This window comes from Hydrogenophaga sp. GW101-3F08, from assembly GCF_059424585.1.
Genome location: NZ_JBWKZP010000001.1, coordinates 773198 through 788586 on the forward strand (window position 1 = coordinate 773198; position 15389 = coordinate 788586).

Here is a 15389-nt window from a genome sequence, read left to right on the forward strand (position 1 = left end):
CCCGAAGCCCTTTGCGCTGCCCCGGCCTGGCGGATCAGGCCGCCACGGCCTCGGCCACCACCGGCTGGCGGATCAGGTGGTCAAACGCGCTGAGCGCGGCCTTGGCGCCCTCGCCTGCGGCGATCACGATCTGCTTGTACGGCACCGTGGTGCAGTCACCCGCGGCGAACACGCCCGGCACATTGGTGTGGCCCTTGGCGTCCACCACGATCTCGCCGAAACGGCTGAGTTCGACCGTGCCTTTGAGGAATTCGGTGTTGGGCACCAGGCCGATCTGCACGAACACACCTTCCAGCGGCACCAGGTGCTCTTCGTTGGTGGCACGGTCCTTGTATTTCAGGCCGTTGACCTTGCCATCGGCACCCATGATTTCGGTGGTCTGCGCGTTCACGTGGATGGTGACGTTGGGCAGGCTTTTCAGCTTGCTCACCAGCACGGCGTCGGCCTTGAGCTGGTCGGCGAACTCGACCAGGGTCACGTGCTGCACGATGCCGGCGAGGTCGATGGCGGCTTCCACACCCGAGTTACCGCCGCCGATGACCGCCGTGCGCTTGCCCTTGAACAGCGGGCCGTCGCAGTGCGGGCAATAGGCCACGCCCTTGTTCTTGTACTCCTGTTCGCCGGGCACGTTGACGTTGCGCCAGCGCGCGCCGGTGGAGAGGATCACGCTGCGCGCCTGGAGCACGCCGCCGTTGGCCATCCGCACCTGCACCAGACCGCCCGGCTCTTCCGCGGGGATGATCTTGTCGGCGCGCTGCAGGTTCATGATGTCCACCTCGTAGTGGCGCACCTGGGCTTCGAGCGCGGCGGCGAACTTGGGGCCGTCGGTTTCCAGCACCGAGATGTAGTTCTCGATCGCCATGGTGTCGTTCACCTGGCCACCGAAACGCTCAGCCGCCACGCCCACGCGGATGCCCTTGCGGGCGGCGTACACGGCAGCGGCCGCGCCGGCGGGGCCGCCGCCAACGATCAACACGTCGAACGGGTCCTTGGCGTTGAGCCTGGTGGCATCGCGGTCACCGGCGTTGGTGTCCAGCTTGGCCACGATTTCCTCCACCGACATGCGGCCGGAACCGAAGACCTTGCCGTTCAGGAACACCATGGGCACGGCCATGATCTCGCGCTCGGTCACCTCTTGCTGGAAAGCGCCGCCTTCGATCACCACGGTCTTGACCTTGGGGTTGAAGATCGCCATCAGCGACAGGGCCTGCACCACGTCCGGGCAGTTGTGGCAGGTCAGGGACATGTAGACCTCGAAGCTGAAGTCACCGTCCAGGGCTTTGATCGAGTCGATCACCTCGGCCTCCACCTTGGGCGGATGGCCACCGGTCCAGAGCAGGGCCAACACCAGCGAGGTGAACTCGTGGCCCAGCGGCAGGCCAGCGAAGCGCACGCCCTGAGTTTCACCGTCACGCGTCACCACGAACGACGGCTTGCGCGCATCGTTGCCCGAGGTGTCCAGCGTGACCTTGTCGGACAAAGAAACGATGTCGTCCAGCAGGCCGCGCATCTCGGTGCCGGTATCGCTGTCATCCAGCGAAGCAATCAGCCGGATCGGCTGACGCAGCATGCCGAGGTAGGTCTGGAGCTGGGATTTGAGGGTGGCATCAAGCATCGTGGACTCCTGAAGAAGAGGAAAAGCGGGACGTGCGGAACCAATGCCGCTGGTGCATGAGCCACCGCTCGTGACGGAAGCCCATGAGGCAGCGGTACTGCCAGAAACAATGGTGGAGCGAAGTGCCTTCGCCCAGAACGCGGCGGAACTGGCTTTGCCAGGCCGCTCGCGTTGTCCCCCTGGGGGGAAGACGCGCCGCAAGGCGCGGCGCAGGGGGGCTTAGATTTTTCCGACGAGTTCCAGCGAAGGAGCGATCGTCTTGGCGCCTTCGTTCCACTTGGCCGGGCACACCTGGCCGGGGTTGGCGGCGGTGTACTGGGCAGCCTTCAGCTTGCGCAGGGTTTCCTTGACGTCGCGGGCGATTTCGTTGGAATGCACTTCCATCGTCTTGATCACGCCGTCGGGGTTGATCACGAAGGTGCCGCGCAGGGCCAGGCCTTCTTCGGGGATGTGCACGCCGAAGGCGTTGGTCAGGGCGTGGGTGGGGTCGCCCACCAGGGGGAACTTGGCCTTGCCCACGGCGGGGCTGGTTTCGTGCCAGACCTTGTGCGAGAAGTGCGTGTCGGTGGTGACGATGTAGACCTCGGCACCGGCCTTCTGGAACTCGGCGTAGTTGTCGGCGGCGTCTTCCACTTCGGTCGGGCAGTTGAAGGTGAAGGCGGCCGGCATGAAGATCAGCACGGACCACTTGCCCTTGAGGCTTTCGTCGGAGACTTCAATGAACTTGCCGTTGTGGAAGGCCTGGGCTTTGAAGGGCTGAACTTGCGTGTTGATCAGGGACATGGTTTTTCCTTGGTTGAGGTTGAGGGGAAACGGTGAAAAGGACGCAACGGCTGTTGCCATGGACGAATTATAGCAATACGCTATCGACAATCATCATTGATAGTGTTTATTGGTTGCATAGCTTTTGCTGCTGCGCAGCATCCAAAGGATTCTGTTCCGCGCAAGGAAGGTGATCGCCCCCGGCAACACCGCCGCACAGGCTGTTGGATGGCAGGCATGCCCAATCCACCACAGCCACAGCCACAGCCACAGGCACAGGCACAGGCACAGGCACAGGCATTCATTTTCCACAAATTTAGGAATGTGTTTGCGAATCATTCGTGTTACTATATGTATGCCGTAACCACTGCGTCCCATGGGCTGCACGGTGGTTTCTGGTCTCCACTCCCCTTTCGCCACCATGCCCGCGCAGTCCATCGCCCCCGACACCTCCTCACCCACAACCGGGGTACGACAAACCGCCCCCCTGCGCACAGCGAAACAGCGCCGGTTATCGGCGATGTCACGCGCACTGGCGGCCTGCTTCGGCGCCTACGGGCTGACGCTGGCGTTCACGGCGGCGCTCGGCCTGGGGCTGCAACACGCCGCCGGCTGGACCCGCGCAGAAGCAACAATGACCGCGACCCTGCCCGCCTTCGTGATCTACCTGCTCGCAGCACTGCGCGCCTTCGCCACGCACAGCGCCCGTCGCGCCTGGGCCGAGTTGTGCTTCGGCACCGCTGTGCTGGCGGCGCTGGCCGAACACTGGCGTTGAGCGGCATGAGACAAGCCGCACAGCAGGCGCAGCCGGGCGCGCCGGGCTTTCGCCAACGCATGGGCGCTCTGCACACCTGGTGCGGGGTTCTATTCGGCGGCTTCCTGTTCGCCATCTTCCTGACGGGCACGCTATCGGTGTTCGACCGCGAGATCGACCGTTGGGCGCAGCCCCATACGCGCCTGCCCGCCCCGGCCGCGGGCGAAGTGCCGTCGCTCGACCAGGCCTTGCCCCACTTGAGCCGGCTGGCGCCGGAGCAGGCAACGCTGTGGTTGATCTACCCGCCCGGCGACCGTGTGCCCGCGCTGCGGCTGGGCTGGTCGGGCGAGCACATCGAGCGGGGTTATCGCGACCTCAACCCGTTCAGTGCCACGCTCTTGCCAGAGCAAGGCGCGCCCCTGGGCACGCAACTCTTCTACCCGTTTCACCACAGCCTGCACCTGACATGGCTGGACCTGGGCGAATGGCTGGTCGGGCTGGCGGCGATGGCCATGCTGGCGGGCATCGTCTCGGGCGTGGCGACGCACCGGCGCATCTTCAAGGACTTCTTCACCTTCCGACCGCGAAAGACCCTGCAGCGCAGCGCGCTGGACCTGCACAACGTGACGGCGGTGTTCGCATTGCCCTTTCTCTTCCTGATCCCGTTGTCGGGCCTGATCATCTTCGCGGCCGTCTACCTGCAACCCGCCATCGCCTGGGTCTATGGCCCCGAGCGCGGCGCCTACACCAAGGAGGCTCTGTCCCGCTACAGCCGGGCGCCCGCCAAGGCAGCGCTGTCGCACAGGGCCTCGCTCGACAAGATGGCCGTGCAGGCACGGGCGCACTGGGCCGCGTCCGGCCAGCCCGGCGAGGTCGGACTCGTCATCGTGCGCCAACCCCACGATGCCAAGGCCGTGGTCGAGATGCGCCGCGCCAGCGGGGCGCGTGTCGGCCTGGAACATGGCACGCTGTACTTCGACGCGGCCAGCGGCGCGCTGCTGCATGCCGAGGCGCTGCCCACCGTGTCGCGCGTGCAGCGCTTCATCGTCGGCATGCATCTGATCCAGTTCCATCATGGGACACTGCGCTGGCTGTATTTCGCCCTGGGTCTGAGCGGCTGCGTGATGCTCGCCACGGGCAGTATCGTCTGGGTGCAAAAACGCGCACAGCGGCACGCCCGACCCGGCCAGTCCGGCGTGCGCTGGATGCAGGCGCTGACGCTCGCCGCCGTGTGCGGTCTGCTGCTGGCGAGTGTCGGTGTGATGCTGCTCAACTGCCTGCCACATGCGTGGTGGACCCTTGACGCCTCACCGCTGCAGGCCTCGATGCGCTGGTTTTTCGGCCTTTGGAGCGCCAGTCTGCTGCACGCGGTGTTGATGCGCCACGACACGCGGCACGTGGCCCAGCAGTGCATGGCCCTGGCCGTGACCGCGGTGACCACCATCGCGGCCAACCTGCTGCTCAACAGCGGCCGCGCATGGGAGCCTTGGCCAGGCAGCCACCCGGCCGCGCTGGGCGTGAACACGGGTCTGCTGCTGGTCGCGGTAGGCGCCGCGCTCATTGCCCAGCGGCAGCTCCGAAGCGAGCGGGCCCACCGCGACGCACACGGTTTTTCGAAAGCCGCCGCGTGAGCAGCCTGCTGTGGTCGTTTGCCGCCTGGTGTGCGCTCGCCCTGGCCATGGCGCGCCACCACGAACAGGCGTTTGGCCACGAGGGCACAGCCCAGGTGCGACGCCGCTGGTGCCACGGCGGGGCCCTCGGCCTGGCGGCAGCGCTGCTCTTCCCGGTATTCACCGAAGGCTGGGCCCTGGGCCTGTTGCACGGCGTCACCGCGCTGGGCGTGGCGGGCCTGCTGGTGCCCGCCCTCTTCGCCTGGGCGCCGCGCGCCTGCGCCCCGCTGGCGGCAACGGCTGCCTTGCTCGGCACGCTGCTGGCCTGTCCCGCTCTCTTTCTTTCACTCCAACCCTTAGGAATATTTGAATGAACGTCAAGACCGTCCACAAGAAGAATGGCGTCAAGGCCCGGCGCTGCGCCGTGGCGCTCGCCGCGGCCTGGTGCTGCGTGCCGGGCTGGGCCCAGGTCACCACCAACACGGTGTCGGAAACACCACCGGCCAGCGCCACACCAAACCCCGGCACCGACGACGCTGGCGTCGGCCAGATGCCGGTCGTGGTGATCACGGCCACGCGCGGCAGCAAGGCCGTGGACAAGATTCCGGGCGCGGTGAGCGTGATCACGCGCAAGGAGCTGGATGAACAGCTCGGCGTGGCCGAAGACCTCAGCGCGGTGCTCGCCGCACAGATCCCGGGCTACGCCCCATCCACGCAGAAGCTCAGCAGCGCGGGCGAATCGATGCGCGGACGGGCGGCGCTCATCCTCTTTGACGGCATTCCGCAGAGCAACCCCTTGCGCGCGGGCGCGCGAGAAGGCTATTTCGCCGACCCTCTGCTGATCGAGCGCATCGAAGTGGTCAGCGGCCCCTCGGCGGTGCAGGGTCTGGGCGCCACCGGCGGCATCATCAACTACATCTCCCGCACCCCGCGCAAGGAAGGCACGACGCACACGGTCGACGCCAAGTTCAGCACCCAGGGCCACTCTGACGACGCCACCCTCAAGACCAGCTACCTGCTCGAACACAAAAAAGATGCCTTCGATGCCCTGGTCTATGTCGGCGGCCTGCAAAGCGGGGTGGGCGTCGACGGCGACGGCCGACGCCTGGGTCTGGAGACCACCCAGGGCGATCTGCAAGACAGCAGCGGTCACGACGCTTTTGTCAAACTCGGCTGGCGCGTCACCCCGTCCCAACGCCTGCAGGCCTCGTACAACCACTTCAGCGTGGCCGGCGACGGCGACTGGACACGCGTGGACGGCGATCGGGCAACGGGCCTGACCACCTCGGCGCAGAAAGGCGGCAGCGTGCTGGGCGAACCGCCGCGCAACGACGTGCGCACCTCGTCCTTCGAATGGACCCACGCCGACCTGGCCGGCGGCATGGCCAGCGTGCAGCTGTACAAGCAGGACTTCCGTTCTCTGTATGGCGCCGGCAACTTCGCGAATTTTCAGGACGCCAGCATCGCGCCCGACGGGACGCTGGTCGACCAGAGCGACATCGTCGCCGACAAGAAGGGCCTGCGCGCTTCCTGGGTCAGACCCGATCTTGGGCTGACGGGCCTGGAGTTCACCGGGGGCCTGGACTGGCTGGCCGACACCTCCAAACAGCGCCTTGCGCTGACCGACCGCGACTGGGTGCCGCCACTGCAGTTCCAGAGCCTGGCGCCCTTTGCCCAGCTCGAGTACGAGTTCGGCGACTTCACCCTGCGCGGCGGGCTGCGCCACGAGCACGCGGAACTCGAGGTCGACACCTACAACACGCTGGCGGCCTACGGCAGCCGCGAAGTGCGGGGCGGCAAGCGCTCGTTCGACCAGCAGGTCAAGAACCTCGGCCTGGTCTGGCGCTTCGCGCCCGGTTGGTCGAGCTTCGCCTCGTACAACGAGGGCTTCGGCCTGCCCGACGTCGGCCTGGTGCTGCGCGCGGTCAACGTGGACGACCGCTCGGTGGAAGACCTGGCCGCGCTGGAGCCCATCCTCACCGAAAACAAGGAAGTCGGCCTGACCTGGCAGCACAAGCTGGGCAGCTTCACGACCTCGATCTACGAATCGAGTTCCGACCTGAGCGGTCAGGTTCGCATCAACGCCACCACCGGCATCGGCTCGGTGGTGCGCGTGCCGGTGCGCGTGCGCGGCTTCGAGTTCGGCGGGGAGCTGCGCCCGGCGCCCGACTGGACGGTCACGGCCAACTACGCGCGCATCCGCGGCATGACCGCCACTGCGGAGGGTCAACCACTGGACGTGGTGCTCAGCTCGCGCTACCAGGGCCCGGACAAGATCGTGCTGGCCACGCGCTGGGCCTTCGCACCGGGCATGTCCGCACGCCTGCAGGCCAGCCACTACGCCTCGCGTCACGTCAATGCCGGCCGCACCGTCGGCACCGCCAACCTCGAAGAGCACTTCAACGGCTATACCGTGGCCGATGCCCTGTTCAGCTGGAAAACCAGCGTGGGCGACTGGAGCATGGGCGTGCAAAACCTGTTCGACCGCCAGTACATCGGCTACTACGCGCAGGCCCGGCCGTCCGGTACCGACAGCGACTACTTCGCGGGCCGTGGCCGGACCTACACGGTGTCGTGGCGGCGCAGTTTCTGAAGCACCGCAGGGAGGCCTGTGATCGGCGGCGCGCAGCGCGTCGCCGATCCTGCATATAACAAAAACGCTGCACGCAGCAACCCCATCGCCGGCTGATTCAAAAAAACGCCCGAAAATAGTAAATGCGACAGATTCGCATTTATAATTTGTGCATCGCACCCAACCCTCTGGAAAGGACGATCATGGGCATCAGCATCTCCATCCTGGGCGGCAGTCTGCTGCTGATCCTGGGCGCGGCGTGGTGGGTTCTGCGCCAGAAGTGACACAGCCCGCCACAGCCAACCGACACGCCTCCACCGCCATCCATCCGGCCACCCCTCACGCCTACACTATGAGTTTCGCCAGCGCAGCCTCTGCGCTCCCTTCTTCTGGGCCCTTGTCGGCCCCGAACCGCGCTCCCCGAATGAACCGTCGCCTGTTCATCGTGATGGCCGTGATCGGCTTTCATGTGCTGGGCCTGTGGGCCCTGCAGGCCGGCCTGCTCCGGCGCGCGGTGGAACTCGTGATCCCGGTGAACGTGCTGGCTGAGCTCATCGAAGCACCGCAACCGCAGGTGACACCGACCCCGCCACCGCCCGAGCCCCGACCCGAGCCGGTGCAGAAGCAGCGCCCCGTGCCCAAACCGGCCCCTCAACCCATGGCCATCGCCGAACCGAAGCCGGCGCCCGCGAGCGAGGCGCCATCCGGCACCACCCAGCCACCTCCCGCGGCCGAACCGCTCACGGCGTCGATGAACAACGTCGAAACGCCACCCGCACCGCCCGCGCCCCCCAAGATTGAACTGCCGTCGTCCGATGCGGCCTACCTGAGCAACCCACTGCCGCCGTACCCATCGCTCTCCAAGCGCCTGCGAGAGGAAGGCATCACCTGGATCAGGGCCTACATCGAACCCAACGGCACCGCGAGCAAGGCCGAGGTATTCAAGTCCAGCGGCTACGCCCGGCTCGACCAGACCGCGCTTCAGACCGCGCTCAAGTGGCGGTACGTGCCGGGTAAACGCGCGGGGGTGCCTGAAGCCATGTGGGCCAACATCCCGATCCGCTTCGACCTCGAATAACCGTCCCACTCTCACCGACTTTCACTGGACCTTCCCGCTCATGGACACCTCTCTCACCTCCTCCGGCCTCGCCCACGTCTGGACCCAGGGCGACGCCGTCACCCGGACCGTGGCCCTGGTTCTGCTGACCATGTCGCTGGCCACCTGGATCATCGTTCTGTGGAAAGCGCTGGACCAGCGCGCCCAGCGCGCCCAGGCCAAAGGCGTGGAAAGCTTCTGGCACAGCGCGGACTTCGCCGAGGGCCTGGACAAGCTCGGCACCACCGAGGGCAACCCGTTTCGCGCCGTGGCGCTCGAAGGCCGTGAGGCGGCTCGCCACATCCTGCACAAGGACGGTCGCCCCGGGACGCAACTGCACGACAGCCTGGACGTGAGCGACTGGGTCGAACGCTCCCTGCGCAAGAGCGTGGACGACCACCAGGCGCGCGCGCAGAGCGGCCTGTCGGTGCTGGCCTCGGTGGCCTCCACCGCGCCCTTCGTCGGCCTGTTCGGCACCGTCTGGGGCATCTACCACGCGCTGCTGGGCATCGGCGCGGCCGGCCAGGTCAGCATCGACCAGGTGGCCGGCCCGATCGGCGAGGCGCTGATCATGACCGCCCTGGGCCTGCTGGTCGCCATTCCCGCCGTGCTGGGCTACAACGCGCTGGTGCGCGGCAACAAGGGCATTGCCCACCAGCTCAACCGCTTCGCGCACGACCTGCACGCCTACTTCGTCACCGGCGCCCGCGTCAGCCTCGGTGGCGACGCCAAGGTGCTGCCGATGAAAAAGGCCTGAGCCCGAAAGATCACCATGGCCATCGGAACCCAGAACGACAGCGACGAGATGCTCAGCGAGATCAACATGATCCCGTTCATCGACGTCATGCTGGTCCTGCTCATCATCTTCATCATCACCGTACCGGTGATCAAACACGCGGTGAACGTGGACCTGCCGCGCGCCAGCAACGAGAAGGTGCTCGACAAGCCCGACAACATCCGCCTGTCGGTGGACGCCGACGGCCTCTACTACTGGAACGACGCGCGCGTGGAAGACGCCGATTTCGAACAGCGCCTGAGCGCTGCCGCAGCCCAGCAGCCACAACCCGAGCTGCACATCCGTGGCGACAAGGCGGTGCGCTATGAGCGCGTGGCCCTGGCCATGGCCGCCGCGCAGCGCGCGGGCGTGCGCAAGATCGGTTTCATCACCGAGCCGACCACGGCGTCCCCTTGAGCCAACCGGCCGAGTCAACCCACCCAATGGAAAACGCCATGCACCGTCCACCCAGCCCCCAGACCCGCCCGCAGTCTTCGGCCGGGCCCGACCTCGCCGCGATCCCGGCCGAAGGAACTCAGCCCGTGCTCGCCAGCCAGGACGTGCTGCGCGGCCACAAAGCGGTCGCCATCAGCCACAACGGTGCGCTCTACCGGCTGCAGACCACCCGCCAGGGCAAGCTCATACTGACCAAATAAATGCTGCGCGGTGCATGGCCGCGACCGCTGACCAAGACCCTTTTTTCATCGTGGGGCGACGCGGGGATTTCACCTTCCCAGCGCGTCGTTTTTAGCCAGCCAGGGAAGCACCGCTTCCGATAGCCAGGCATTTTTTCCCCGCGTGACCAAATTGATGCTGCAGCAACTCAGCCCAGGATGCGGTGGAACCGGCTTTGCCGGGCCACTCGCATCGCCCCCTTGAGGGGGTCGCGCGCAGCGCGGCAGGGGTACTTGTTCACAACCCGAGAGCGGCAATGCCCGCGCGGGCAATCTGCGCGTCTTCGGCCGACTTCACGCCACTCACGCCCACAGCGCCAATGCACTGGCCGTCTTTCATGACCGGGACACCGCCTTCGAGCATGCCCGCCACCACCGGCGCGCTCAGGAACGACACCCGGCCCTGGTTGATCACGTCCTCGTAGACCTTGCTCTCACGCCGCCCCAGCGCCGCCGTGTGCGCCTTGGCCGGTGCGATGTGCGAGGAGATGGCGGGCGCGCCGTCCAGGCGCTGCAGCCACAGCAGGTGGCCGCCGTCGTCGACGACGGCGAATGTGACGGCCCAGTTGTTTTTCAGCGCTTCGGCCTCGGCCGCCGCCGCGATGAGTTTGACGTCGGCGAGTTCGAGCACGGCTTTGTTTTTCATGAACTATTGCCCCGGTTAAGGTGTCTGAGAAAGGGTTGCAGGCGCCAAGCTTAAACGCTCAGGCGCCCGGTGACGGGGATGGCCCTCCCCACAGGGGTTTGGCATGGCAAGTGACCCTATCGACGGCGGGGGATCGCCCGGCCGTCAGCCCATGACCCCCTGCGGCCTACAATGCAACACACGCCGTTGACCCCTTGGAAGCAGAGGGCCGACAACCCGATCACCGAGTCAGATGATGAAGGAGCTCACCACCATGACCGACCACACGCAAACCAGCGGCCGCTTCGGCACCGCCGTTTCCTCCGATGCACTGCGCAACCGGGTGATGCGCAACACCTATTGGCTGCTCGCGCTGTCCATGCTGCCCACCGTGCTGGGGGCCTGGATCGGTGTGCAGACCGGCATCACCGCTGGCCTGACCGGCGGCCTGGGCCTGATCGTCTTTCTGGGCGGTGCCTTTGGCTTCATGTTCGCGATCGAAAAGACCAAGAACTCGGCCGCCGGCGTGCCGGTGCTGCTGGCCTTCACCTTCTTCATGGGCCTCATGCTCTCGCGCATGCTGGCCGCCGTGCTGGGCTTCAGCAACGGCTCCAGCCTGATCATGACGGCGTTCGGCGGCACGGCCGGCGTGTTCCTGGTCATGGCCAACCTCTCGACCGTGATCAAGCGCGACCTCTCCGGCATGGGCAAGTGGCTGTTTGTCGGCGCACTGGCCATCATGGTGGGCGCCATCATCAACGTCTTCGTGGGCAGCACGGCCGGCATGGCCGCCATCGCCACCCTGGCCATCGTGGTGTTCAGCATGTACCTGCTGTACGACCTCAAGCGCATCGTGGACGGCGGCGAAACCAACTACATCAGTGCCACGCTGGGCCTGTACCTGAGCCTGTTCAACATCTTCCAGAGCCTGCTGGCCCTGCTGGGCATTTTTGGCGGCGAGCGCGACTAAGCTTTCAGCGCTTCCCGGAAAAAGGACCTTCGGGTCCTTTTTCTTTGCCTGTTCGATGCCCGGCACGGTGTGGGGCCAGGGAGCGGGCATCAAGTTCGCGGAGAAAACGCCGAAAGAACCTTCAAACCCCACCCGAACCACCATGCGACACATCGCCCTCACCCTTGGCCTGCTGATCACCGCCAGCCTGCTGGCCGGCTGCGACGCGCTGGGCATCGAAACCGCGACCCAGGTGAACGCCCGCAAGGAAGCCGAAGCCCGGGCCATTGGCAGCGCCTGCCGCTACGCGGTGCGCGGCATCGAAGAGTGTTTTGCCAGCAACCCGAAGGCCGGCAAGGCCGCGGTGTTTGCCGGCTGGAAGGACATGGACCAGTACATGCGCGACAACGCGGTCGTCGGCATGCCGAACACGCCCGGCCCCTCGCGCGCCGAGCCCGAAGTGATCGACGAGATCGAGGCCCCGTCCAACAAGGCGTCCACCCGCTCGCGCAACTCCTGAAACGCCGCTCGGCGTTTCAACCCGCGGGCGTCGTGTCGGCAGAGTCCAGTTCGAACACCGCCATGCTCTCCACGTGCGCGGTGTGCGGGAACATGTTCACCACGCCCGCGGCCAGGCAACGGTAGCCGGCCTGGTGCACCATCAACCCGGCGTCGCGCGCCAGCGTGGCCGGGTTGCAACTCACATAGACGATGCGCCGCGGGGGCGTCCAGCCACCCCGCAGTTCGGGCTGCTGGTGCAGGTCGGCCAGCGCCTTGGCGAGCGCGAATGCGCCTTCGCGCGGCGGATCGACCAGCCACTTGTCGGCCACACCGTCGGCCACCAGCTGGGCCGGCGTCATCTCGAACAGGTTGCGCGCCACGAAGCGGGTAGGCGCCAGCGGGGTGGTTCGCCCGGCCTGGTTGCCGGCCAGGTTTTCGCGTGAACGCGCCACCAGGGTCTCGCTGCCTTCGATACCCAGCACCTCGCCCGCCTGGGTGGCAATGGGCAGGGTGAAATTGCCCAGGCCACAGAACCAGTCGATCACGCGCTCAGGTTTCCGCGCCTCCAGCAGGCGCAGTGCACGCGTCACCAGCACGCGGTTGATGTGTGGGTTGACCTGGGTGAAATCGGTGGGCTTGAACGGCATGGTGATGCCGAAGTCGGGCAGCGCATACGACAACAGCGGCCCCCCCTCGTCCAGCAGCTTCACGGTGTCGGGCCCCTTGGCCTGCAACCACCACTGCACACCGTGTTGCGCGCCAAAAGCGCGCAGCCGGGCCGTATCGTCTTCGGACAGAGGCTCCAGGTGGCGCAGCACCAGCGCCGTGACCTCGTCGCCACAGGCCAGCTCGATCTGCGGACAGGTTTCGCGCGCGTCCATGCCGAAGATCAGCTCGCGCAGCGGCATCATCATCGCGCTCACGTGGGGGGGCAACACCGGGCAGACCTGCATGTCGGCCACGTAGCGACTCTTGCGCTCGTGAAAGCCGATCAGCACCTCGCCCTTCTTGTGCACGAAACGCACCGACAGGCGTGCGCGGTAGCGGTAGCCCCAGGCCGGTCCTTCGATGGGGCGCAGCATCGTCTGCGCCTTCACCTTGCCCAGGTGCCAGAGGTTGTCCTCCAGCACGCGCTGCTTGATGGCCACCTGAGCGCCCTCGTGCAGGTGCTGCATCTTGCAGCCGCCACAGGCGCCGGCGTGCAGCCCGAAATGCGGGCAACCCGGGCGCACGCGCTGCGAGGATTCGCGGTGGATGGCGGTGACGACGCCCGCCTCCCAGTTGTTCTTCTTGCGGTGCACGCTGGTGCTGACCACCTCGAAGGGCAAGGCGCCTTCGATGAAGACGACTTTGCCGTCCGGGCGGCGGGCGATGCCCTGGGCATCGATGTCGAGGGATTCGACCGCCAGCCAGCCCTCGGGCAAGGAGGCGTCGGCGGCGGCGGGCGCGTCGTCGCGCGCGGTGGTGAGCAGGCTGTTTTCGTGGGCAAGAGGTGCGGTCATCCCCCAATTGTCTCAGGACGCGAGACGGGATGCCGCTTCAAGCCCAGGCTTTGAGGTACTCGTCCCAGTGGCTCTCGGTGGGCGCCAGTTGGCCCAGGGTCTCTTTGACGTGGGTGATCTCCTGCTCGTACTCGGCCTCGGTCAGGCCGCCACGCATCTTCTGGAAACGGCAATACACCAGGTAGGTGTTCATCACGTCGGTCTCGCAGTAGCGGCGGATGTCATCGGTCTGCCCGGCGAGGTATTGCGCGTACACCTGCGAGCCATCCATGCCGAGCTTGCCGGGAAAACCGCAGAGCTTGGCCATGGCATCGAGCGGCGCATTGTTCTTCGGGCTGTACATCGCCAGCAGGTCCATCAGGTCCATGTGGCGCATGTGGTAACGACCGATGTAGTTGTTCCACTTGTACTCGCGGTCGTCCTCACCCATGTCCCAGTACTTGCTGGCTTCCACGCCGTGGCGCAGACCGCGGTAGTGCAGCACCGGCAGGTCAAAGCCGCCGCCGTTCCAACTCACCAGCTGGGGCTGGTGCTTTTCAATGGTGTTGAAGAAGGTCTGCACGACCTTGCCTTCGCTCTGGCCATCGCGGTCCACGAAGGAATGGATGCGCAGCCCCTCGGCGTTGCGAAACACCACACTGATCACCAGCACGCGCTGCAGGTGCAGCGGCATGAAGTCGCTCTGCCCTTTCTCCTTGCGCTCCGCCAGCCAGGCCGCGTAAACCTGCTCGTCACTGGCCTCGGCGGATTCGCCGCGCAGCGCACGCAGGCCCGCGATGTCCGGGATGGATTCGATGTCGAAAACCAGAACAGGCCAAGCCATGGAGTTGTCCCCCTAAGCGTTTCGAGGCGCCACCGGAGCGCGAGATCACATCCAGCACACACCGAGGATCCGGCTCCGCCGGTCCAAAGGTGTGGTCCCCCTGGGGGGAAGCCGCGCAGCGGCGCAGGGGGGGTTACCTCTTCGGCAGGAAGCTGAGCGGATCGACCGGCTTGCCCTGGCGCCGCACCTCGAAATGCAGCTTGACGCGGTCCGTGTCACTGCTGCCCATCTCGGCGATCTTCTGACCCTGGCGCACCGACTGGTCTTCGCGCACCAGCAAAGCCTGGTTGTGTGCGTAGGCGGTGAGGTAGGTGTTGTTGTGCTTGAGGATGATCAGGTTGCCATAGCCCCTGAGGCCGGCACCGGCATACACCACGCGGCCGTCGGCGGCGGCCAGCACCGGGTCGCCAATGCGCCCGGCGATCGACACGCCCTTGTTCTTGGCCTCGTCAAAGGTGGCCACGACCGTGCCCTGCGCGGGCCAGACGAAACTCAGTTCGTCGGCGCCCATCGGCGTTTCGGGCGCGGCGGGAGTGGATGGGGTGGGTGTGGGCGTCGGCGTGGCGGTGTTCGTCGTGCCCGCAGGCGACAGCGGGCGCGAAACGACGCCAGAGGGCGTCACGGGCGAGGTGGACGACACCCCAGGCGTGGCGACAACCGCGCCCGGAGCGGCGGTCGTTGGAGCCGCTCCCACGGGAGGTGCCACACGCAACACCTGCCCAACCTCCAGCACGTTCGGATTGGCCAGGTTGTTCCAGGCCTGGACATCGCGCCAGCTCTGGCCACTTTCCAGTGCGATGCGGTACAGCGTGTCGCCTGGCCGAACGGTGAAATAACCGGGTTTGCCGGCGTTTTCAGCCCCGGGCAGGGGCTTGACGTCCGTCGGACGCGTGGCGCCGGAACGGTCCTCCACCGGCGCGGGCTGCATCACGCGACGCGAAGAGCAACCCGCCGTCACCAGCAGGGCCGCCAGCACCGTCAACACCGCGGCGCCTTGCCACGCGGGACGGACCACCTGTGCACCGTGGTCCAGCACCGGTTTCAAACGCTTGTTCATGCAATTTCCCAGCTGTTGCAAGGGTTCTGCCATGAGAGGCAGACCCGGATAAAAACACGTCAACCCTGCGATTG

General features: G+C 66.3%; 18 protein-coding genes. 11 read left to right on the forward strand and 7 right to left on the reverse strand.

From position 1 onward, the window contains the following. Positions 1-34 precede the first annotated feature (34 nt). The 3 genes from ahpF to AC07YZ_RS03850 form a co-directional block, all read right to left on the reverse strand. On the reverse strand, positions 35-1615 hold the full coding sequence (gene ahpF, locus AC07YZ_RS03840; RefSeq protein WP_494793753.1) for an alkyl hydroperoxide reductase subunit F: 1581 nt from the start codon (positions 1613-1615) through the stop codon (positions 35-37). A gap of 219 nt (positions 1616-1834) precedes the next feature. Beyond that, entirely contained in the window at positions 1835-2398 is a 564-nt protein-coding gene (gene ahpC, locus AC07YZ_RS03845) for an alkyl hydroperoxide reductase subunit C (RefSeq protein WP_068166484.1), read from the reverse strand. A gap of 93 nt (positions 2399-2491) precedes the next feature. After that, entirely contained in the window at positions 2492-2716 is a 225-nt protein-coding gene (locus tag AC07YZ_RS03850) for a hypothetical protein (RefSeq protein WP_494793754.1), read from the reverse strand. A 181-nt stretch (positions 2717-2897) separates the two neighbouring features. Between AC07YZ_RS03850 and AC07YZ_RS03855 the strand changes: the two genes are divergently transcribed. The 9 genes from AC07YZ_RS03855 to hemP all read left to right on the forward strand — a co-directional run bounded on the left by AC07YZ_RS03855 (position 2898) and on the right by hemP (position 9840). Further along, positions 2898-3152: an iron transporter gene (locus AC07YZ_RS03855; RefSeq protein WP_494793755.1), complete on the forward strand. Its 255-nt coding sequence runs from the start codon at positions 2898-2900 to the stop codon at positions 3150-3152. Positions 3153-3157: 5 nt separating this feature from the next. Then, positions 3158-4762 carry a PepSY-associated TM helix domain-containing protein gene (locus AC07YZ_RS03860; protein WP_494793756.1) on the forward strand — a complete coding sequence of 535 codons (1605 nt, stop codon included), beginning with the start codon at positions 3158-3160 and terminating at the stop codon, positions 4760-4762. Then, positions 4759-5115 carry a DUF3325 domain-containing protein gene (locus AC07YZ_RS03865; protein ID WP_494793757.1) on the forward strand — a complete coding sequence of 119 codons (357 nt, stop codon included), beginning with the start codon at positions 4759-4761 and terminating at the stop codon, positions 5113-5115. The genes AC07YZ_RS03860 and AC07YZ_RS03865 overlap by 4 nt, the downstream gene beginning before the upstream one ends. Beyond that, positions 5112-7334, forward strand: coding sequence for a TonB-dependent receptor (locus tag AC07YZ_RS03870; protein WP_494793758.1), 2223 nt, complete (start codon positions 5112-5114; stop codon positions 7332-7334). The genes AC07YZ_RS03865 and AC07YZ_RS03870 overlap by 4 nt, the downstream gene beginning before the upstream one ends. Positions 7335-7456: 122 nt before the next feature. Further along, complete coding sequence (locus tag AC07YZ_RS03875; RefSeq protein WP_226492647.1) at positions 7457-7597, forward strand: hypothetical protein; 141 nt, start codon at positions 7457-7459, stop codon at positions 7595-7597. Positions 7598-7737: 140 nt separating this feature from the next. Further along, entirely contained in the window at positions 7738-8391 is a 654-nt protein-coding gene (locus tag AC07YZ_RS03880) for an energy transducer TonB (RefSeq protein ID WP_494793759.1), read from the forward strand. A 40-nt stretch (positions 8392-8431) separates the two neighbouring features. Then, positions 8432-9166: a MotA/TolQ/ExbB proton channel family protein gene (locus AC07YZ_RS03885; RefSeq protein ID WP_494793760.1), complete on the forward strand. Its 735-nt coding sequence runs from the start codon at positions 8432-8434 to the stop codon at positions 9164-9166. Between the two features lie 15 nt (positions 9167-9181). After that, on the forward strand, positions 9182-9601 hold the full coding sequence (locus tag AC07YZ_RS03890) for an ExbD/TolR family protein (RefSeq protein WP_226492644.1): 420 nt from the start codon (positions 9182-9184) through the stop codon (positions 9599-9601). A 38-nt stretch (positions 9602-9639) separates the two neighbouring features. Next, positions 9640-9840 (forward strand): hemin uptake protein HemP, encoded by a 201-nt coding sequence (hemP, locus tag AC07YZ_RS03895; RefSeq protein ID WP_226492643.1) that lies wholly within the window; start codon positions 9640-9642, stop codon positions 9838-9840. A gap of 256 nt (positions 9841-10096) precedes the next feature. Here hemP and AC07YZ_RS03900 read toward each other — a convergent pair whose 3' ends face one another. Beyond that, positions 10097-10504, reverse strand: a complete 408-nt coding sequence (locus tag AC07YZ_RS03900) for a GlcG/HbpS family heme-binding protein (protein ID WP_226492642.1) — start codon at positions 10502-10504, stop codon at positions 10097-10099. Between the two features lie 253 nt (positions 10505-10757). Here AC07YZ_RS03900 and AC07YZ_RS03905 point away from each other — a divergent pair, with 253 nt between their 5' ends. Then, positions 10758-11453 carry a Bax inhibitor-1/YccA family protein gene (locus AC07YZ_RS03905; protein ID WP_226492641.1) on the forward strand — a complete coding sequence of 232 codons (696 nt, stop codon included), beginning with the start codon at positions 10758-10760 and terminating at the stop codon, positions 11451-11453. Between the two features lie 142 nt (positions 11454-11595). Further along, positions 11596-11952, forward strand: a complete 357-nt coding sequence (locus AC07YZ_RS03910; RefSeq protein ID WP_494793761.1) for a hypothetical protein — start codon at positions 11596-11598, stop codon at positions 11950-11952. Between the two features lie 16 nt (positions 11953-11968). Here the strand turns inward: AC07YZ_RS03910 and rlmD are convergent, their stop codons facing one another. The 3 genes from rlmD to AC07YZ_RS03925 form a co-directional block, all read right to left on the reverse strand. Beyond that, positions 11969-13435: a 23S rRNA (uracil(1939)-C(5))-methyltransferase RlmD gene (gene rlmD, locus AC07YZ_RS03915; RefSeq protein WP_226492639.1), complete on the reverse strand. Its 1467-nt coding sequence runs from the start codon at positions 13433-13435 to the stop codon at positions 11969-11971. A gap of 37 nt (positions 13436-13472) precedes the next feature. Further along, positions 13473-14258, reverse strand: coding sequence for a 3'-5' exonuclease (locus tag AC07YZ_RS03920; protein ID WP_494793762.1), 786 nt, complete (start codon positions 14256-14258; stop codon positions 13473-13475). Between the two features lie 133 nt (positions 14259-14391). Next, complete coding sequence (locus tag AC07YZ_RS03925; protein ID WP_494793763.1) at positions 14392-15315, reverse strand: peptidoglycan DD-metalloendopeptidase family protein; 924 nt, start codon at positions 15313-15315, stop codon at positions 14392-14394. Positions 15316-15389: the final 74 nt, after the last annotated feature.